Annotated in this window: 16 protein-coding genes; 3 read left to right on the top strand and 13 right to left on the bottom strand. The window is 54.3% G+C overall.

Annotation, left to right across the window (positions count from 1 at the left end):
• Window positions 1-16: 16 nt before the first annotated feature.
• The gene (locus E5161_RS11015) at window positions 17-1456 is read left to right on the top strand and encodes a magnesium transporter CorA family protein (RefSeq protein ID WP_136777872.1); all 1440 of its coding nucleotides are present in this window, start codon (window positions 17-19) and stop codon (window positions 1454-1456) included.
• A 232-nt stretch (window positions 1457-1688) separates the two neighbouring features.
• Window positions 1689-2666, top strand: coding sequence for a transposase (locus E5161_RS11010; RefSeq protein WP_246042190.1), 978 nt, complete (start codon window positions 1689-1691; stop codon window positions 2664-2666).
• Between the two features lie 205 nt (window positions 2667-2871).
• Here E5161_RS11010 and E5161_RS11005 read toward each other — a convergent pair whose 3' ends face one another.
• Both E5161_RS11005 and E5161_RS11000 read right to left on the bottom strand, forming a co-directional pair.
• Complete coding sequence (locus E5161_RS11005) at window positions 2872-3039, bottom strand: CxxH/CxxC protein (protein WP_136777871.1); 168 nt, start codon at window positions 3037-3039, stop codon at window positions 2872-2874.
• Window positions 3040-3085: 46 nt separating this feature from the next.
• On the bottom strand, window positions 3086-4363 hold the full coding sequence (locus E5161_RS11000; protein ID WP_136777870.1) for a S1C family serine protease: 1278 nt from the start codon (window positions 4361-4363) through the stop codon (window positions 3086-3088).
• Between the two features lie 144 nt (window positions 4364-4507).
• On the opposite strand from E5161_RS11000, the gene E5161_RS10995 reads away from it, so the two are divergent.
• Complete coding sequence (locus E5161_RS10995; RefSeq protein ID WP_136777869.1) at window positions 4508-4708, top strand: hypothetical protein; 201 nt, start codon at window positions 4508-4510, stop codon at window positions 4706-4708.
• 10 nt (window positions 4709-4718) lie between these two features.
• On the opposite strand, the gene E5161_RS10990 is transcribed toward E5161_RS10995, so the two are convergent.
• From E5161_RS10990 to E5161_RS10940, 11 genes are all read right to left on the bottom strand, one after another.
• Window positions 4719-5522 carry an MBL fold metallo-hydrolase gene (locus E5161_RS10990; protein ID WP_136777868.1) on the bottom strand — a complete coding sequence of 268 codons (804 nt, stop codon included), beginning with the start codon at window positions 5520-5522 and terminating at the stop codon, window positions 4719-4721.
• Window positions 5519-6310, bottom strand: coding sequence for a two-component system regulatory protein YycI (yycI, locus tag E5161_RS10985; protein WP_136777867.1), 792 nt, complete (start codon window positions 6308-6310; stop codon window positions 5519-5521). Before yycI ends, E5161_RS10990 begins: the two co-directional genes overlap by 4 nt.
• Window positions 6311-6349: 39 nt before the next feature.
• Window positions 6350-7660: a YycH family regulatory protein gene (locus E5161_RS10980; protein ID WP_136777866.1), complete on the bottom strand. Its 1311-nt coding sequence runs from the start codon at window positions 7658-7660 to the stop codon at window positions 6350-6352.
• Window positions 7657-9489, bottom strand: a complete 1833-nt coding sequence (walK, locus tag E5161_RS10975; protein WP_136777865.1) for a cell wall metabolism sensor histidine kinase WalK — start codon at window positions 9487-9489, stop codon at window positions 7657-7659. The genes E5161_RS10980 and walK overlap by 4 nt, the downstream gene beginning before the upstream one ends.
• Entirely contained in the window at window positions 9486-10229 is a 744-nt protein-coding gene (gene yycF / locus E5161_RS10970; RefSeq protein ID WP_136778154.1) for a response regulator YycF, read from the bottom strand. The genes walK and yycF overlap by 4 nt, the downstream gene beginning before the upstream one ends.
• 154 nt (window positions 10230-10383) lie before the next feature.
• On the bottom strand, window positions 10384-11004 hold the full coding sequence (locus E5161_RS10965) for a hypothetical protein (RefSeq protein ID WP_136777864.1): 621 nt from the start codon (window positions 11002-11004) through the stop codon (window positions 10384-10386).
• Between the two features lie 143 nt (window positions 11005-11147).
• The gene (locus E5161_RS10960) at window positions 11148-14180 is read right to left on the bottom strand and encodes an efflux RND transporter permease subunit (protein ID WP_136777863.1); all 3033 of its coding nucleotides are present in this window, start codon (window positions 14178-14180) and stop codon (window positions 11148-11150) included.
• A 244-nt stretch (window positions 14181-14424) separates the two neighbouring features.
• Window positions 14425-15711: an adenylosuccinate synthase gene (locus tag E5161_RS10955; protein WP_136777862.1), complete on the bottom strand. Its 1287-nt coding sequence runs from the start codon at window positions 15709-15711 to the stop codon at window positions 14425-14427.
• A gap of 180 nt (window positions 15712-15891) precedes the next feature.
• Complete coding sequence (dnaB, locus tag E5161_RS10950) at window positions 15892-17271, bottom strand: replicative DNA helicase (protein WP_246042189.1); 1380 nt, start codon at window positions 17269-17271, stop codon at window positions 15892-15894.
• 4 nt (window positions 17272-17275) lie between these two features.
• Window positions 17276-17719: a 50S ribosomal protein L9 gene (gene rplI, locus E5161_RS10945; protein ID WP_136777861.1), complete on the bottom strand. Its 444-nt coding sequence runs from the start codon at window positions 17717-17719 to the stop codon at window positions 17276-17278.
• Window positions 17716-19680, bottom strand: a complete 1965-nt coding sequence (locus E5161_RS10940; RefSeq protein ID WP_136777860.1) for a DHH family phosphoesterase — start codon at window positions 19678-19680, stop codon at window positions 17716-17718. Before E5161_RS10940 ends, rplI begins: the two co-directional genes overlap by 4 nt.
• Window positions 19681-19703: the final 23 nt, after the last annotated feature.

The raw sequence follows: 19703 nt of genomic DNA, 5'->3' as shown, positions 1-19703 counted from the left end.
GGAAGGAGAGAACGAAATGAAGACGCCCGCGATTGAACCTCAACCCGTGCGGGAAGTACTGTTCCAATTCGTTTTCCCCTTCTCGCTCGAGCACGAATGCCAAAACGAGCTGCGGGAGAAGCTGCTTCAGGACGGCTTCATCCCCTTTCGGCTGGGCGATACGGAACTCGAGGACCGTTTCTACGGCGGCAGGCATCGTGTATCGCATCCAGACATGGAACGCTATTACTTGCCGTTCACTAACCAGGTATTATTTCCCGCCGAGGACAATGTGGAGGCATTCCGGCGGTTGTCCAAGTCTCTCGGCATGAAGGCCCAGCTCGTCAGTCGGCAAAGACGTGCCTCCTTTATCATTCACTCGGTTGACCTGTTTCTTTGCCCTTTCGACACCGGCTTCCTCACGCTGCGCACCGAGTTGGATACGTATAACGGCATTACGCTCTCGGAGTCCATCGCATTCGCGGATCGATTCCGCAGCCTGCAGGACGCGAACCGGCAGGACCGCGAAACCTTCGTCGAGTACGAAGGCACCATGTACGAGGAAATTGATCAGTTTCTTTTTCAGGAAATCGTTCCACAATTACTCGTTTATCTCGATCAGACGCCGATGGCCGGATCGTATTTCGAGGAACTCCCTTTTTTGATGGACGAGCGCATGTTTGTTCTCGCTTTTTATCGGTTTCCCTCAGAGGTGGAAATATCGCTTTTGGACCGTTACCGTGCCGCCCGTCTTGACGGGTTTGACGCGGACGGAAACCCTGCGATCAGCGCAAGTCATCTTCCGTATATACGGGATTACTGCCGTCGTTACGGGTATGACCGCTGGGCTCCTTATACGTATTTTTTCACGGATGAAAATTGCTTTTGCTGTTTGACCCGAGAGTCTCGTGACCATGCAGCCGTCTGGGTCAGCCGCTGGTACGGGGAGTATTATTACGGTTTGCTGCTGAATCTGTTTCATAGAATCGTTCTGCTTAAGCTTTCAAATGCTTACTCACGAGTTCAGGTAGAGAGGAAAGAACTGCATACCGTGGAGTTGATCCGGGATATTACGACTTTTGCGGCAAAATATAATTTCGTCGAAGTTGTCGCCCAAAGCCATGGTAGAGAAATTTTCCAACGTCTCCGGCAGATTTATGGCAACGATGAGCTGTTCATCGATGTCAAACAAACGCTCTCCGATCTTTATCAGTATCAGGAAAGCCGCCGTCAGCATCAATCCGGATACTTGCTCACCATCCTCACCATTTACACCGTTATAAGCGGTATTTACGGTATGAACCAAGTCATCGATGACTTGAAAACCCCCATTCGATGGTCCAACATGAGCAGTTACTCTCCGTTCGAGTGGATCGCCCTGTTAGTCACGTTTTCGGGTCTCATCGTGGCCTTCATGCTCGTTTTCGACACCGTTAGGAAATGGTCGATTGACTTCATCCGCCGAAAAAGAAAGTAAATAGACGTCATTTTTTCGTTAGCTGCACGCTGCCTTTTGCGGCCGTCTTTATCGATATCCCCTTCGCTCAGGCGTTGGGGATTTTGTTTTACTTTTTTCCCTTTATCGAAATCCCCTTCGCTCAGGTGGAGGAGTTCCTTATTATTTGTTTTATCGGTATCCCTCTCGCTCAGTGTGGGTTCGAGCAGTGATGTTGGCAAATTTTATAATTTTTTTGTTGATACGAGAACGTATGTTTGGTAAAATTGGAACAAAGATGAAGATCGAGGTGCGTGATCGCATGTTTCCGGCTGCTGTTTCTTTTGAAGAGTTTTGCAGTCTGTTTCAACGGGAAAAGGACTGTATGCGCGTATTATTCGAAAGCAAGTGGCCGGATGGATTCCGGTGTCCGAAATGCGCTCATACGCACGCCTACATGATCACCACCCGCACTCTGCCTCTCTACCAATGCTCCTCTTGCGATGCGCAAACCTCACTGATTGCCAGCACCATTTTCCAAGGCACCCGTACGCCTTTGCGGCTATGGTTTCAAGCCATCTACCTCCACGCCCGCCCGGAAGGCGTCAACGCGTTGCAACTTTCCCGGATCATCAAAGTGACCTATAAAACAGCCTGGCTCATTTGTCACAAACTACGTCATGCGATGCAGAAGCAAAATGAGGAGGAGTTTTTGACGGGGGTGATCCGCATAACGGACGCCAAGTTATGTACGCGGACGACCGCCTCTTCGGCCTGGCATCAGCAGGAACAATCCGTGCTGGTAGGCGCATCAGTAGATGAACAAGGTCAAGTTACCCGGCTCAAAATCCAAAAGCAAAATAAACAGCTGCTCAAAAACCGCTACGAATCGCCTCCAACCGAGCCATTTATCCGTGAACACCTTGATCGCACTGTTACCGAGCCGCCTATTATATCGCGCAACTATTTCGGAAAGAGAGACTATCTTCTTCTCGGTCTTGCTCAAAAGGCGCAGCAGAGACTGGCTGACATTTTTCGAGGCGTGGGGGAGAAGCATTTGCAGGTATACCTGGATCAGTTTTGTTATGCATGGAACCGACGCAGTCAATCCATTTTCGAGCAACTTTTACGAGCATGTGCGGTAACGTCGACAATTACCTATCCCCAGTTAATCGGACGTCATGTAAATCGTACACAACTTGTGCCGTGGACCGCGACTTTCAACAAAACCGGCATTTCAAAGGCTTCTTGAGTCACCAAATTTAACAAGTATTCTATCTTGACTGGAGATCCTGTTGCCAAACCTGAGCGAAGGGGATATCGACAAAGGGGAAAAAATGCAATGGGATGCTGCGAAGACTACAGGAAGCGCAGCGGTTAAAGAGGCGGTTAAAGAGGCGGCTCAGACAGCAAAAAACCGGAGGTTTCCGCCCCCGGCTGTAAACACCTTGTATGGTTCACACGACCAGCACTTCTGCGGGTTGATCGCACCAATCGCAACGAGTAGGCGGCGTCCAATCCGTAAATGTCGTGCTGTTTAGGTTGACCAAATCGGGTGCGTCTTCATATTCATCGACGAATTTGTCGATGGCAAGCTCAACGTGCTCGCGGCACACGCAATACATGGATGACTTCCTTTCCGAGTCGACCACTGAAGCAGATGGAGCCACCTTACTGCTTGTCGTCTTTTTCCGTTAGCGTAAGTTCAAGTTTCTGTTTCTCGCCATCACGATAGTATGTTACCGTAAGCGATTCCCCGATTGCTTTCCTATTATACAAATATTTGCGCAAATCCATGGTTCCGCGAATCGGGTTGCCGTCCAATTCGGTGATGACGTCATTCGTTTGCAGTCCCGCTTCATCAGCAGGGCCAACCGCCTCGAGTACAAGCGCGCCATCTGTCACATCGGCGGGCAAAGTCAATTTAGGCACGTCGTCTGACGGATCGGACCCGTCAGTGCCGCTTGGATTATCCAGGAAATTGGACAAATCCATCGTGTACACACCCATGTATGGCCGCAATACTTTGCCGTGTTCGATCAACTGCTTGACGACCGGCATTACCGTATCGATCGGAATGGCAAACCCGATTCCTTCGACGCCGGTGTCCGCCACTTTCATGCTGTTAATCCCGATGACGCGGCCGTTCAAATCGGCAAGCACGCCGCCGCTGTTCCCCTGGTTGATCGGCGCGGTGGTTTGCACCACTTCCTGCTCCCAATCGTATACGCCGTCTTGGTTTAGGGATACAGGCACGATGCGGTGAAGGAAGGATACGATACCTTGGGAGACGGAATCGCCGAAACCGAGCGGATTGCCTACGGCGATGACCATTTCGCCGACGCGCAGCTTGTCGGAGTCGCCGATTTCGGCCACCGTATCGATGCCTTTGCTGTCGATCGTCAGCACGGCCAAATCGCTGATCGCATCTTCGCCGACAATTTCGGCTTTCCTTTTATCGCCACTCATCAGCACAGCTTGCACTTCCGCCGCCCCGGATACAACATGGGCATTGGTGATGATATAAGCTTTGCCGTTTTTTTTCTCATAGATGACGCCTGAGCCCAGACTGGCGTTTTCAAGTGAATCTCCCGAATTGTCGCCGCTGCCGTTATCCGCCTGATGACCTTTGGTTTGTTCTGCGAGATTAATGATGCTCACGACCGAAGGACGTACTTTCTCGGACGCCGAAATAATCCGCTCCGAAGTCTCGACGAGCGCCGGTGCGTTCGCCAACGCCGGCTTAGCCTCATGTTTCGGCGCAGATCCGCCGCTTAGCAGACTGAACAGCACGGCAACCGCAGCCGCACTGCCTAAGGAAGAGACTACCGCCACCTGCCAAGTAGAAAAGATACGCCAGCCGGCCGTTCTGCGCCCGCCTAGACGATCGTCCTGGCGGGTGCGCCGCGATACCCTGGTGGAATAAAAATCGTCATCGAATAGGCTCATCTCATGCACCATCCTTCTATCGGGCAAAAATTGCGGCGAATCGGAATGTTTTCAAAGGTTATGACTAAAATAGTAATAGAATCGAAAGGGTCAGGCAAGCCGACAAGCTAGTAATTTCCTAAGTAAAGAAAGGAAGGATTACGCATGCAAACCAAGGGATATGAATGGCAGTATCTTGACTTGGCGTCCCGGCTCGGGGATATGAAGGATGATCAGTACCGGCAGCTGCTTGCGCTCAGTACGCTCATCGAGCTTCTGGTAGATAAAGGTGTTCTCACTCCGGAAGATATCCAGCAGAAGGCTTCGTTGATGGAAGCCGAACTGAATCGCCAGCTCTTACTGTGAAGGCCTGAAGTCAAACTTTCACATAGTCCCATTCGGTAGGGCGATCATGATAGGTTTCACAAAGCGCGAACTCATGCTTTTGATAAAAAAATCCGTTGTTCTCCAATACTGTATTCACCGTAAGTTTGGCCAAATCCATCAAGTTGTGCTGCAGGCTCAAGTGTGCCAAATAGACTCTCCGGGTGATTCCGGATAAGAGCTTGCACAGCGCTTCGCCGGCCGCTTCGTTGGAGAGATGTCCCGTGTCCCCGAGAATGCGGCGTTTGATGTTCCAAGGATACCGGCCCATTCTGAGCATTTCGACATCGTGATTCGATTCCAAAATGAGCACATCTGAGCGGACAAGTCTGGCCATAACCTTATCGCTCATGTATCCCATATCCGTAGCCAGACTCAGCTTCATGCCGTCCGACTCAAAGCAGTAGCCTACCGGCTCGGCGGCATCATGCGATATGGCGTAGGATTCTACCCGCAAATCGGCTATTTCCATCACACTGTCACTCGGAATGATTTTGCGTTGATGATCCGGCAGCTCGCCGACGGTTTTATACATGGCCGCCCACGTTTTCTCATTGGCATATACCGGCAGCTCATATTTGCGTGCGAAAGCGCCGAGTCCCTTGATATGGTCGGAATGCTCATGCGTGACAAAAATAGCATCCAGGTCTTTGCCCGTCACATCGCGTTGCTGCATCAATTCTTCTATTTTTTTGCCGCTCAGCCCAACATCGACCAGCACGCTTGCCGAATCCGTAGATACGACGGTGGCGTTGCCTGTCGAACCGCTGGCTAGTACCGTGAAACGAAGGCTCATAACGTTTTCCTTTCTCCCATTGCTGCCATATTTCTCTCGGCTGTGCGATCGGCATTCCCGTTTCCGGTATCGATTTCCCCGCTGACCGCGTGTACATAGTACACTTCGCCGCTTTCCAACAAAACCCTCCAAGACGGTGCCGCAAGCTGCTCTTCCGTGTCGAAAATTTGTCCATGGTACCCGAGTCGAATGTCCTTGATGACCGATCCCGGCACCAATTGTTTCTCAATGAGCGGTGTCAGCGCTTTGGAGGCCGGCAGTACCTGCTGGTCTTTCGCTTCTTGGGAAGACAGCACCTGAATGACATCCTGGCGGTAACCCCGGATTTTCTGGTCCTTGTTGTACAGCTCCAGATGAATGTCAAACATCGGATATCCGTTTTCGATCCGGTTAAGCACGAATACACCTTCCCGGCTCCCCGGATCGTCGTATGCGTATTTGTCCAATTCGGAAATCACCTTGCCGAGCGCATCCGTTAACTCTTTCGGGTTAAACACGATGCGTGTCTCGGGCGGGGACGCGATCGGCTTGATTCCTATGCCCTTATCCGATGACGACTGTTTCAGCAAATAAGACAAATCCTTCATGGATGGGGTTTCAGACGGTATTTTGGATTCAATGCGGATTTTCTTTTCCGCCATGATTTGCCGAGTCTCGGCGGGAAGGGACGTCCAGTCGGCCGATGTGTTCAGCTGCGCCCGCCATTCCGTCCAAAGCTGATAACCGAGCAATAGATTCAACATAAGAAATGCAAGAATCAGCACGCTTTTGGCGCGTCTCCAGTCCATCCGTTCCCCCCCTGTCTCATTTAGACGTCAAATAATCGCTTAAGTTCCGCCGGCGGGCAGGGATTCTGCCACGACCTTTACCGACCCGTTCTCCAGCCGGATTACCCACACGGGTTGAAGGGTCATGACATTGTCTTTCAAAAGCGGACGATAAGCCGGATATAACGCCATAACCCGCGAACCGAGCGCAGACCGGTATATCAAGCTTCTCAATTGTTCTCCGCCCGGTAAAACGCGGTTTTTCTTGTTGACCGCCTTGTCCCCAAGCAGCAAAAGAGATCTTTCGTAAGAAGTCACCGATCCCTGCTGCAGCGTGACTTGCATATATCCGAATGTCATCCGACTTCCGGAGATGATGGGCACATGATCATAATATTGCTGAAACCGGATCACGCTGTCATTCGCCTCCGGGTCAGGAGGCTGGCCCAAGCTGTACAAGCCGTTCCAGCCTCCATGCTGGTTGACGAACTGTACCGCCGCGACCACGTTGTCGGCCAGGTCATTCTTCGCTTCCGTCGGCGCAGCCGAGTCGGTATAGGACATCCAGCTCCCGGCTTGCTCGACTTTTAATCCTCTTTTACCGTCCGTATAAATCTGGTTGCCGTCCTTGCGTTCCTGAATAGACCGGGTAATGCCGGGGTCGAAAAACAAACTTCGCTGCATCTGTTCGGAAGTGTACCGGGTAACCGGCACCTGCATTTCGTTCAGCCAGGAGTACGGCTTTTCCGGAACGTATAGCTGTCCGTCCGTCGTCTGATACGGCGTCCAATATTGTCCGAATCCTACGTTCGTGGCAACATCACCAACCGTCATGTCGGCCCGCAAGGATTCATAGACATAGCGGCCGTCCGAGCTGAAGAAAAAGGTCCGTACCTCGCCCGTGTCCTGCCGCGCGAAGATCCAGATCCGGTCGATCGAATCGCCGGAAAAAAGGAAATCCTCAATTTTAAACACCCGCTGCAACAGCTGAAAAGGAACGGCGCGGCCGAAGCGCAGCTCTACGCCTTGATCCTGGCGCCGCACTTGGTCCCAATCGACCACATGCACCGGATCCCGCTGAAACCCTTTGAATTCGCGTCCTTGCAATTTTTTCAGGATCAAATCGTAATAGGTCGTGTTATCCGGAAAAAATACCGTGTGCTTGTCTCCGCCCATATGCAGCACGATTTGCTCGGGAAACAACATTTTCCAAACTTCTTGCTGCGGCCCCAGCGGCTCGGTCTGCACATAATCTTGCTCCGTCTTCACTTTGGCTTCCATACTCGGCATGCTGTAGGCGAGAAAATAGCTTTGCACGAGGCTTAGCGCCACAAGAAAAGCAAGCAGCACCGATTTGGCTTTATCCATCATGCCGGCTCACTTCCTTCCTGCACGATCGGCAGCGTGACGGTTACGACCGAGCCGATTCCGACCTCGGAATCCAGGGAGATGGTGCCGCCGTGGGCCCTCACAATTTCCCTGGCAATAGAAAGACCAAGTCCCGTCCCCCCCATATTGCGGGAACGCGCCTTGTCCACCCGGTAAAACCGGTCGAATATGCGTTCCAAATCTTTTTTCGGAATGCCGATCCCCGTATCCCTCACGGCAATAACCAGCTGTCCAGCCCCGTTGCCCGCGGCGGAGATGAGAATCGTGCCGCCTTCCAACGTATATTTGATCGCATTCGAGACCAGGTTGTCCAACACTTGATCGATGCCGTCCCGATCCAACCATACCGTATTCAAATTCGGCGCCACATCGATGGTCGCCATAATATCCTTTTGCCGAAGCTGGAAAGAGAATCGGTCCACAACTTCCTCCAGCATCTCCGACAAATCCGTCATCTCCCGGCGAAGCTGAGCGCGGCGCGAATCGAACCGCGACAAGTGCAGCAGATCGCTGACCAGCCGAATCATCCGCTCCGTCTCGCTCCGGATGACCCCGACGAAGCGCCCGGCAAGCTCGGGCTCTTCCTTGGCTCCGTCATCGAGTGCTTCCGCATAGCTTTTGATGGTGGTCAGCGGCGTGCGAAGCTCGTGCGACACGTTCGCCACGAATTCGCGGCGAGACTGCTCGAGCTTCTCCGCTTCCGTCACATCGTGCAGCACCGCGATGACGCCCGCGACCCCTTTATCCCGGCTCCGGATCGGAGTCAGGGTCACGCGCACTAACACTTCCCCGTCGTCTTCTTCTTCCGCCGAGCGGCGTATGGTCAGCCTCGTCTCTTCGCCCTGCAGCGTTCTTGCGATCGGCGCCTTCTCGATGTTCAGTGCTTCGGATAATGTCCGGCCTTCGCACGAATCGTCTCCGAGCAGCTCTTCGGCACGTCGGTTCACAATGATGACGCGCCCGAGTTCATCCGTCGCCAATACGCCGTCGCTCATATTGGTGAGAATCGAGGAGATCTTCTCCTTCTCCTCTTCGTTGATCGCCAACGCCTCACTCAGCCGGTCGGTCATGTCGTTAAACGCCGCGCTTAATTGCCCGATTTCGTCCGTTCCCAGCACGGGCACGCGCTGGTCGAAGCGGCCTTCCGCCACTTCAGCTACTTGCCGCGTCAGCGCCTTGATCGGCGCGGTAATGGTCCCTGCCAGCAGCACGCCCAGCAATGCCGTGAGACCAAGCGCGATGAGGATCGCGGATACGAAAATGCGGTTAATCCGTTCGACCGTCTGGTACAAATCTTTCATGGACGCCATGATGTAGACGACGCCCACGGTTTTGGTCCCGCTGAAAACCGGCTTCACGATCACTTTTTTCCGGATATTATCGCTGTCGATAATTTCTTCTTCGTTTTCGCGAATTCCCTGAAGCGCGCGGCTCACCAACATGGAAGTGTTTTTACGGCCGATGATCGACGGCTGCGAAGGCTTGGATGTGGCCAGCACCTTGCCGCCGGCATCCAGCACTTGAATCTCCGCTCCGCTGATGCTCGACAAGCTCCCGGCCAGCGCGTTCAATTCTTCGCTGACATCCGTTTTCGCATTTTCGCTTTTGCTAAGTTGAGACAGAGCAGGCTCCGACAATTTCGTAAGCACGTTCGCGTTGCCGTCCAAATTGCGCGTGAAGGAATCGATCAACGAGCTCTTCATCGTGCTGATGAAGTACACGCCGATCAACTGAACCGCAATAAGAATGAGCATGAGAACCATCAAAATCAGCTTGGCCTGAATGCTCCGGAACACGCGCAGCACGCTCATCCGAGCAGCCCGCCCGTCGTTTTGGGATTGCGCATGAGGTAGCCTAAGCCGCGCCGGGTCATAATGACCTCCGGACGGCTCGGATCGTCTTCGATTTTTTCCCGCAGCCGGCGGATCGTGACGTCAACCGTACGGACATCGCCGAAATATTCATAGCCCCAAACCGCCTGCAGCAAATGCTCGCGCGTCATGACCTTGCCGCTGTTGCGCGCGAGGTAATGCAGCAGCTCGAACTCCCGGTGGGTCAGGTCCAGCGGCTGTCCGTTCTTGTATACGACATACATGTCGGTGTCGATGAACAGGTTGAACAGCTTCAGTCCCTGACGTTCGGCGTCCTGCGCCGAATTGTCGTCGCCGCCGCGAGGCGCGTCGATCTTCCGCTGGCGGCGCAGATGCGCTTTGACCCGTGCGAGAAGCTCCCGCGTGCCGAAAGGCTTGGTCACATAATCGTCGGCGCCCAGCTCCAGGCCGAGCACTTTGTCGATTTCCGTATCTTTGGCCGTAAGCATGATGATCGGCGTGGACAAACGCGACCGCACTTCGCGGCACACGTCCATTCCGTCTTTGACCGGCAGCATCAGATCCAGCAAAATAAGGTCCGGATCCTCCTCGAAAGCCAGCTGAACCGCGGCTTCGCCGTCAAAAGCGCAAACGACCTCGTAGCCTTCTTTTTCAAGATTGAACTTCAAAATATCTGCAATCGGCCGTTCATCGTCGACGACCAATATTTTTCCGGGCATCATCCCGCCTCCTCGCTCCGTGGAAGCCTACTGTTTCCTCTGAAACAATTTTACCATAACGGAATAGCCGGGAGAACGCCGATGAGGGCAAGGCAAAAAAAGGCTTTCTCCTTATTAGGCGTTACGCGCCTGGGAGAAAGCCTTGAAAGCGATGTTACGGCTGATGGGGCGGGACTTTCGCAGCTTCGGCATGTGTCTTCAGCATGTCCATCATTTGCTTGTATTCTTCTGCGGAGAGGGAAGGCTTGAGCAAATCGCCCGCCTGTGCCAGTTCTTCGCTCGTCAATCCGTCTTCCAGCAAGGCGCTCAGTTCGCTCAGCTGTTCGGCGTTTAACTTGGACATGACGGTTTGCAGGCTCAGTTTCTGCTGCTCGGATAATCCGGAGCTGCCGGATTGATTGCCGAACACCGGCACGACGGCGGGATCTTCCGAGGGGGCCGGGCTTGGCTCATCCGCTTGTTGTTCCAAGCTGTCCGGTGTGCTCTCACTCTCGCTCGCGCTCGGGGCCGGGCTGCTCACCGCCTCCTTGGTCTCGGAGGGCGAAGCCGAAGCCGTGGACTCAGCTTGCTTGCTAGGCACAGGAGGAGCCGCCCCCCACAGCTTGCCCCATATTCCGCTCAAAGCAAACGGCTGTGTCTGCAAAGGCAGCTCCAGCTGCTTGAGCAGCGTTTCCATGTAGCTGTTCACAATGTAACCCGTCGTCCAGATGCATAGAAAACTGAGCAGCACCGCCGTCAACACTGTGCGGATCGCCCAGCCGATCCATTTAAACATGATGTCACCTGTCTTTATCCTTATTTTCATAGTTTTAGTATGGTCAATCCTCTCAAAATGTAACCCAAGTCATGTTCAATAGAAAAAGCACCCCGAGATTTCGAGGTGCTTCATCTATACAAGCCTATTGCGAGATTCGTCTATTAGGCGGCTTCCGCCGTCACCGTTACAGCAGCTTTACGCTGCTTGCGCGAACGTCTGAAATACAGCAGTTCGTACATGACCGGCACAACCACGAGCGTGAGCAGTGTGGAGCTGGTCAAGCCGCCAATAACCACGACCGCGAGCCCGCTGGAAATGATGCTTCCGCCGCCCATGCCGATCGCGAGCGGGATCAGCGCGCAGATGGTGGCGATCGCCGTCATGAGAATCGGACGCAGGCGGATGCCGCCCGCTTCTATCAGCGCTTCGCGAATCGTTGCGCCGTGCTCGATGTGCTGCTGAACGCGCTCGATCAACACGATGGCGTTGGTCACCACGATACCGATCAGCATCAGGAAACCGATCATGCTGGATACCGAGATCGGATCTCCGGAAATCACCGTACCGGTCAAGCCGCCGATCAGGGCGAAAGGCAAGGAGAACAATACGGCAAGCGGCGCACGGCCTTCGCGGAATGCGATCACCATCACGATGTATACCATACCGACCGCTACCAGCATGGCCATCAACATATCGCTCATCATCTGGTTGATATCGGCATTACTGCCGCCGAACGAATATTTCACGCCTGCCGGCAGCTTCAATTCTTTCAGCGCTTTTTCAATCGCCTGGTTCACTTTGCCGGCGTTCTTATCCATGATTTTACCCGACACGGTGGCATACTCCGCGCCGTTCTTGTATTGCAGCGTGCTCGGAAGCTGCACTTCCTGGACGTCGGCGATATCGCGCACCGCGATTTCTTTGCCGACCGGAGTCTGAAGCTTCAAATTCGCGATATCATCCACGGATGCGATCGATACGCCGTTCAAGCCGAGATACAAGTCGCTTGACTTGGCCCCGTCGCCGATTTTGCCGGCTTTCGTCTCAGACAGGAACGGGCGAAGCATCATGGACGCCTGAGCGGCCGACAGCCCGTATTGGACCGCGTCGTTCTGACGGACTTGGATGGATATCCCCTTCGTTCCGTCTTGCAGGTTGTTGGTCACATCTTTGGTGCCTTCCATTTTCGCTACGGTGTCCGTGATGAGCTCGGTTCCTTGGCGGATCTCCGCCATACTCGGTCCGGTCACCGTAATTTGGATCATACCACCGCCGGTCATGTCGTCTTTAATAAGGCTGAACTTGCTGCCGGATGGCACCTTCACCTTCTGGCTGACCTCTTCGCTGAACTTGTCGAGATCCGTGCCGCTGTCCAGCCCGATAAACCATTCCGCCGTATTTGAACTTCCGGATCCCGTAATTCCTCCGCCTACGGTCAAGCTGGCGTTTTTCACGGATGCGTGTTCGCGTACCACGGCATCGATTTTACCCGCTTCTTCCTTCACCAGCGCGGTGCTGGCGCCTTTCGGCATTTCGAATGTCGCGAAAATGTATTTGTAATCCGACTCCGGCAGCAGCGTAACGCCGACCTTGCCTGCGAATATCGGCACAAGGCTGGCCACAAACAGCAGGAACGCGAGAATCAATACGATGGCTTTATGGCCGAGCGACCAGCGAAGCGCACGCTTGTAGCCGCGGCTCATCGCCGATTCCTTCGTTTCTTTCGGCGTATACTTTTTCATCAGCGCCCAAGCCATGAGCGGCACAACCGTAAGGGCTACGAGCAGCGAAGACAACAGAGCAAACGCCACGGTCAATGCGAACGGCCGGAAATAACCGCCGATCATTCCTTGGAGCAAGCCGAGCGGCGCGAATACGGCGACCGTAGTCAGCGTGGAAGAGGTAATCGCACGGCCGACCTCGGCCGTACCGGCGGCAATGAGCTCGCGGCTGATTTTTTCGCCGCGGATGCGGCGAATGAGGTTCTCGATGACGACGATACTGTCGTCTACAACCCGACCGGTGGCGACAGCCAAACCGCCGAGCGTCATGATGTTAAGCGTCACGTTCGTAAAATATTTAAGACAGATCATGGCGATCAGCATGGACAACGGGATCGACACGATGGCGATCAGTGTCGCCCGGAAATTGCGCAGGAAGAACAGGATGAGCAGCGAAGCGAACAGCGCGCCCAATGCGCCTTCACGAGCCAACGAGCTTACCGATTCTTTCACGTCCGTCGCGCGGTTATACATGATCAAGGATTTGATCTGGCCGCCCTTTTCGGCGTTCTCGTACACTTTCAGCACTTTGTCGGCAACTTCAACGGTGTTGGCATTGCCGGCTTTTACGATGTTCAGCGTAATGCTCGGTTTGCCGTTGGTCAGGTTAATGACACTGAGTTCCTTGCCTTGCCGGATCTCCGCAATATCCGTCAGTTTCACGTTTCCGGCCGGCGTCAGCTTCCATTGCTTCAGCTGGTCTACCGAACGAAGATCACCTTGGACGAAAACCGGCAGCTTATTTTGCTTAAATGTCGCTTCTCCAAGCGGTACGCTCAAATTGTTGGCTTGTAGGGCGGCCATGACCTGCTGGTACGAAACCCCGTTTTGCGTCATTTTCGCCGCGTCGAGCAGGAGGTAAACCCCATCGTCCTTGAGCCCGATCGCCTGCACTTCATTAACGCCTTCAATCGCTTCGAGGTCAGGGATGATCGTGTTTTTGACGAGCGTAGTGAGCTGCTCCTCGTTCATCCCTTTCTCGACGGAAACCGTTGTGTACATGATGGGCTGGTTGGTCGTCGAGAAATACAGAACGCCCGGCTTCTCCACTCCTTCCGGAAGCGCAACCTCTGCGACAGCCTGCTTCACCAGCTCTTGTTTCTTTTTCATGTCGTCGTTAAATCCGAATTCCAGCTGCAGCATCGAGACGCTGTTCGCAGAAGTGGACGTGACGTTCTTCACGCCTTCCACGTTTCGCAGCACTTTCTCGAGAGGCAGCGTCACCTCGTTCATCACTTCATTGGGCGCTGCGCCCGGATACACCGCTTGAACCATAACGCCGGGGAAATTGACTTCCGGCTGCTGCTCTTGCTGGAACTGTGAGGCGGAGTAAATGCCGCCGACCGCAACCAGAAGGACCAACAGCACAACGGCTACCGGATTCCGCAGCGAAAAATTCGTGAAAAATTTCATATTCGTTTCTCTCCACTCTACCCATTTGTGTTTGTATTTCGGCCCTTCGGTTTTCCACATATGACCGATCTTGTCTCGAAGCTATTGTAAGTCTTGATGCCGTTGGTAAAACATGGGCTTCGGAACGTAATTATACCTAGACCGGAGTCGGAGCACCTGTAAGACCTTAGGAGATTGGCATAAAAAAAGAGCTCCCAGGCACCTTAAAAATGCCTAAAGAAGCTCTAAATATTTAAAATTTTAGTTATTTATAGATCTCAGCGACCTGATTTGTCTGCTCGCGGTTGCGGCCGACGGAGAAGATGGCGATCGGAATCCCAGTCAGCTCGCATACCCGCTCCACATAGCGGCGCGTGTTGGCCGGCAAATCTTCGAGTTTCTTGACGCCGGAAATGTCTTCGCTCCAGCCGGGCAGCTCCTCGTAAACCGCTTCGCACTCCGCGAGAATTTTCAAATTCGCCGGGTAATGCTGCATCAGTTCGCCGCGGTAACGGTAGGCGGTGCAAATCTTCACGGTTTCTAAGCCGGTGAGCACATCGAGCGAGTTGAGCGATAGGCCGGTGATGCCGCTCACGCGGCGCGCATGGCGGACGACGACACTGTCGAACCAGCCCACGCGGCGCGGACGGCCGGTAACCGTGCCGTACTCGTGGCCGCGGTCACGGATCCATGTCGCCAAATCGCCGTGCAGTTCGGTCGGGAACGGCCCGTCTCCGACGCGAGTGGTATAGGCTTTCGCTACGCCAATGACCTGCTCAATTTTGGAAGGTCCTACGCCGGCACCGATGCATACCCCGCCAGCCGACGGGTTCGAGCTTGTTACATAAGGATACGTGCCCTGGTCGATATCGAGCATGACGCCTTGAGCGCCTTCGAACAGCACTTTCTTGCCCTCGTCGATCGCATCGTTGAGCACGACCGATGTATCGGTGACATACGGGCGCAGCTTCTCGGCAAGCGACAAGTACTCGCCGATAATGCTTTCCGCATCGAGCGGCTCCCCTCCGTACATCTGGGCAATCATCTGATTTTTCTCCGCAATCAGGCGGCGGGCTTTCTCCGTGAACTCTTCGGCAACCATAAGATCGGCGATGCGAATCCCGTTGCGCGCCGCTTTGTCCATGTACGCAGGACCGATACCTTTACGGGTTGTGCCGATTTTGTTGTCGGCTTTGCGGTCTTCCTCCAACGCGTCGAGCACGAGATGGTACGGCATAATCACATGAGCTCTATCGCTGATTTTCAAATTATCCGTAGAAAAACCATTATCGTGAATATATTGGATTTCTTCCACGAGCGCCGCGGGATTAATCACCATGCCGTTCCCAATGACGCACAGTTTGTTTTCGTTGAAAATGCCCGACGGAATCATCGTGAGTTTATATTTTTTACCCTGAATGAGTATCGTGTGCCCGGCATTGTTGCCGCCTTGATAACGGGCGACGACATCCGCTTTCTCCGCGAGAAAGTCGGTGATTTTCCCTTTCCCTTCGTCTCCCCACTGCGTCCCTACTACGACGACTGTAGACAAGGCAATCCCTCCGTCCGGCGAATGATCGTTCTGGCCGGCATAATAGTCCCTGAACCCGCGTCATGCCTTGTTCCGGGGCACGTTTAGTGTATCAATTGAGGTCACGGAAGTCAACGCAAAAGCGAACAATTCAGCACATGCTAATTTTAATGTTCGGCTTTTCCGAGATCATCATTCCCCTTAGGACGCGCCGGCCATCATGCCTGCGTGCCCGCGGTCCAAACTGACGAATTTGTTGAAATTTTTCAGAAAAACGAGCTCGACCGTTCCCACCGGACCATTCCGCTGTTTAGCGATGATGATTTCAATGATGTTTTTCTTCTCGGTTTCTTTGTCGTAATAATCGTCCCGGTACAAGAACGCGACGATGTCGGCGTCCTGCTCGATGGAACCCGATTCCCGAAGGTCGGACATCATCGGCCGCTTGTCTTGCCGCTGTTCGACTCCGCGGGACAGCTGCGACAGCGCAATGACGGGTACTTCCAGCTCCCGCGCAATTTGCTTCAGCGTTCTGGAAATTTCCGATACTTCCTGCTGCCGGTTCTCGCCCGCTTTGCCGCGGCCGGAAATGAGCTGCAAGTAGTCGATCAAAATCATGCCGAGCCCTTTTTCTTTCTTGAGCCGCCGGCACTTTGCCCGAATATCCGCCACCGTGATGCCCGGCGTATCGTCGATATACACCTGCGCTTCCGACAACGAGCCGATGGCCATCGAGAGCTTTTCCCAATCGTCGCCTTCCAGAAAACCTGTCCGCATTCGTCCGGCATCCACGTTCGCCTCCGCGCAAATCATCCGCTGCACCAGCTGCGAAGCCGACATCTCGAGACTGAAAATGGCGACCGTTTCATTGGCCCGGACCGCGACGTTCTGCGCAATGTTCAGCGCGAACGCCGTCTTGCCCACGGATGGGCGGGCGGCGACGATGATCAGATCGCTTCGCTGGAAGCCCGATGTCATTTTGTCCAAGTCCGGAAAGCCGGACGGAATGCCGGTAACGCCGCCTTTATGGTTAAACAGAAATTCCACGCGCTCGAACACGTCCATGAGGACATCGCGAATGCTGATGAACCCGGTGGACGCCCGCTGATTGGACAGTGCAAGAATGCGCTGCTCCGCATCGCTTAAGAGTGCGCCGACATCGTCGCCTTCCGCATAGCCGCTGGACACAATATTCGTAGCTGTGCGGATGAGCCGGCGCAGCATCGACTTCTCTTCGACGATTTGAGCATAATATTCCACATTTGCCGCAGTAGGAACCGCGGCCGCCAGTTTGGCCATATAACTGACGCCGCCGACCTCTTCCAACTGGCCTTGATCCCGCAGACGGGCCGTGAGCGTAATGAGATCGATCGGCTCGCTGTCCTCGTTCAGCGAGACGATGGCCTCGTAAATACGCTGATGGGCAACGCTGTAGAAGTCTTCCGCGCGGATCCGCTCCATCGCCGTGATGAGCGCTTCCGTCTCCAGCAGGATCGCGCCCAGGACCGCTTGCTCGGCCTCAAGATTTTGAGGCGGCACGCGGTCAAATACGATCGGCATCGGTTCTCCGCTTCCGTTCATTGAATCATTCCTCCACGACTTGAACGCTTAACGTACCTTTGACGTCCGGATAAAGCTTCAAAGCGACCTTCGTGACGCCAAGCGTGCGGATCGGCTCATCCAGCTCGATTTTCCGTTTATCGATCGTAATTTTTTGCTTCTCTAGCGCTTCCGCGATCTGCTTGCTTGTAATGGCGCCGAACAAACGGCCGCCTTCACCGGCTTTCGCTTTAATGACGACCGTTGTTTCCGACAGCTTGGATGCGAGCGCCTGAGCTTCCTGCTTTTCGCGTTCTTTTTTCTTTTCCTCCGCCGCTTTCATTTGCTGCTGCGTTTTTTCCGCCCCGGCCGTCGCCGCTTGAACGAGCCCCTGGGGAATCAGGAAGTTGCGGGCGTAACCTTCCGACACTTCCTTCACTTGGCCCTTTTTTCCCTGACCCTTCACGTCCTGCAAAAAGATCACTTTCATTCGAACAACCCCTCTTCCTCATCAATTTTTTTCAAAAGCTTTTTGAGCTTCGCCGCCACTTCGGGTACGGTACCCTGCACCTGCGCCGCTGCGTTCGTGAAATGTCCGCCTCCACCGAGCCGCTCCATCACGACTTGCACGTTGATCTGCCCCAATGAGCGGGCGCTGATGCCCACCATGCCGTCCGTACGCAAGCCGACGACAAAGGATGCCTTGATCCCCGTCATGTTCAGCAGCGTATCCGCCGCTTGCGCGATGAGCAGCTGTGAAACCTGTTTGCCGGCATCATAGGCGGCAATGGCGATGTTGTCGCGGAACAATTCCGCGTGCCGTATAATTTCCGCTTTGCGGATGTATTCGTCCAAATCTTCCTTCAACATGCGTTGGATCAGCATGGAATCCGCGCCGCTCCGGCGGAGGAAAGAAGCCGCCTCGAACGTCCGGGATCCCGTACGGAACGAGAAGCTTTTCGTATCCACCGTAATGCCGGCGAGCAGCGCCGTCGCTTCCCGCACATCCAGCACGATCCGTTCATGGATATACTGAAGCAGCTCCGTCACCAGTTCGCATGTGGAGGATGCGTAAGGTTCCATATAAATGAGCACCGCATCTTCGATAAACTCTTCGCTGCGGCGGTGATGATCCACGATCACGATTCGTTCGGACAACTGCAGCAGCCGCGGTTCCGCTACCATCGTAGCTCGGTGGGTGTCCACGACCACCATGAGAGATCGTTTGCCCGTCAGCGTCATCGCCTGTTCCGGCGAAATAAACCGCTTATACAGCTTTTCATCCTCTTTGAGCAGCTCCATCATTTTCTGGATGGCCGGGTTAATGCCTTCCAACACGATGAAGGCCTCTTTGCCGAATAGCTGCGCAGCCTTGAGCACGCCGATCGCGGCGCCCACGGAATCCATGTCGGGCATTTTGTGGCCCATGATGACGATATTGTCGCTTTCTCTCATCAAATCCCGCAGCGCGTGTGCGATGACGCGGGCACGGACGCGGGTGCGTTTCTCCACCGCGTTGCTCTTGCCGCCGTAGAAGCTTTGCCTTTGCCCGATCTTGACGACCGCCTGGTCTCCGCCTCGTCCGAGCGCAATATCCAGACTGCTCTGAGCGAGCTGGCCCAGCTGTACGATGTTGTCCGAGCCGGCGGCCAAGCCGATGCTGAGCGTCATTGGAAGCTTCAGGTCCATCGTCATTTCCCGAACATCGTCGAGCAGCTCGAATCGCGTTGCTTCCAGCTGCTTCAGCGCCGCTTGATTGGCGATGATCATATACCGGTCGGAAGTGAGCCGCCGCAGGAACAACCCGTATTTGAGCGCCCACTCGTTGATGGCGCCGGTCACCCGCGACAGCATGACGGCACGCTGCTGCTCATCCATGCCTTGCGCCACTTCCTCCAGGTTATCCATCATCACGATGCCCAGCACAAGCTTCTCATCTTCGTAACGTTTTTTCAGCGTCCACATCTCGGTCACATCGCGTACATAGAGCACACGCTCCGGATGGCGGAACAGCAGCTCGTACACGCGGCCTCCGATGGTAATCTCGATCGGCGCGTCCTTGTCTTTGGGGGGCTGCTGCAGCACCGGGAACACCTGGCTCAGCTGCTCCCCGACCATGTGGGGACGTCCCGCGACATTTGCGATAAACGCGTTATGCCACTGGATTTCTTTGTCCTCGTTATACAAAATGATGCCGAACGACAATTGGCCGATAACCTCGTTGCCGACATTCTTAATGCGGTGAGACAAAGTCAGGACGTAATCGTTCAAATCTTTGCGGAAAGCACGTTCCGCGAGCACGCCGAACACGCCGACCGCACCCCCGAGCACCAAGCCTAACAAGCCCAGCACCCATTGGTACCAAGTCAGCGCCACGGTCAGCACGAAAATGAGAACCAGCGCCCAGACGATATGCATACCGTGCCATCGCTGCACGAGAAACTTGGGCATGCTTCCTTTCGCTCCCGTCACAC

The organism is Cohnella pontilimi (assembly GCF_005049045.1).
In the GTDB taxonomy this organism is placed as follows: domain Bacteria; phylum Bacillota; class Bacilli; order Paenibacillales; family Paenibacillaceae; genus Cohnella; species Cohnella pontilimi.
This window is presented reverse-complemented; position numbering and strand designations above follow the sequence as displayed.

Coding starts and splice junctions, on each gene's coding strand:
- E5161_RS10990 (WP_136777868.1), bottom strand. CDS start 5,522: ATGAGCCTTCGTTTCACGGTACTAGCCAGCGGTTCGACAGGCAACGCC.
- yycI (WP_136777867.1), bottom strand. CDS start 6,310: ATGGACTGGAGACGCGCCAAAAGCGTGCTGATTCTTGCATTTCTTATG.
- E5161_RS11010 (WP_246042190.1), top strand. CDS start 1,689: ATGTTTGGTAAAATTGGAACAAAGATGAAGATCGAGGTGCGTGATCGC.
- E5161_RS11015 (WP_136777872.1), top strand. CDS start 17: ATGAAGACGCCCGCGATTGAACCTCAACCCGTGCGGGAAGTACTGTTC.
- dnaB (WP_246042189.1), bottom strand. CDS start 17,271: ATGAACGGAAGCGGAGAACCGATGCCGATCGTATTTGACCGCGTGCCG.
- E5161_RS11000 (WP_136777870.1), bottom strand. CDS start 4,363: ATGAGCCTATTCGATGACGATTTTTATTCCACCAGGGTATCGCGGCGC.
- rplI (WP_136777861.1), bottom strand. CDS start 17,719: ATGAAAGTGATCTTTTTGCAGGACGTGAAGGGTCAGGGAAAAAAGGGC.
- walK (WP_136777865.1), bottom strand. CDS start 9,489: ATGAGCGTGCTGCGCGTGTTCCGGAGCATTCAGGCCAAGCTGATTTTG.
- E5161_RS11005 (WP_136777871.1), bottom strand. CDS start 3,039: ATGTATTGCGTGTGCCGCGAGCACGTTGAGCTTGCCATCGACAAATTC.
- E5161_RS10965 (WP_136777864.1), bottom strand. CDS start 11,004: ATGTTTAAATGGATCGGCTGGGCGATCCGCACAGTGTTGACGGCGGTG.
- yycF (WP_136778154.1), bottom strand. CDS start 10,229: ATGCCCGGAAAAATATTGGTCGTCGACGATGAACGGCCGATTGCAGAT.
- E5161_RS10980 (WP_136777866.1), bottom strand. CDS start 7,660: ATGATGGATAAAGCCAAATCGGTGCTGCTTGCTTTTCTTGTGGCGCTA.
- E5161_RS10960 (WP_136777863.1), bottom strand. CDS start 14,180: ATGAAATTTTTCACGAATTTTTCGCTGCGGAATCCGGTAGCCGTTGTG.
- E5161_RS10940 (WP_136777860.1), bottom strand. CDS start 19,680: ATGCCCAAGTTTCTCGTGCAGCGATGGCACGGTATGCATATCGTCTGG.
- E5161_RS10995 (WP_136777869.1), top strand. CDS start 4,508: ATGCAAACCAAGGGATATGAATGGCAGTATCTTGACTTGGCGTCCCGG.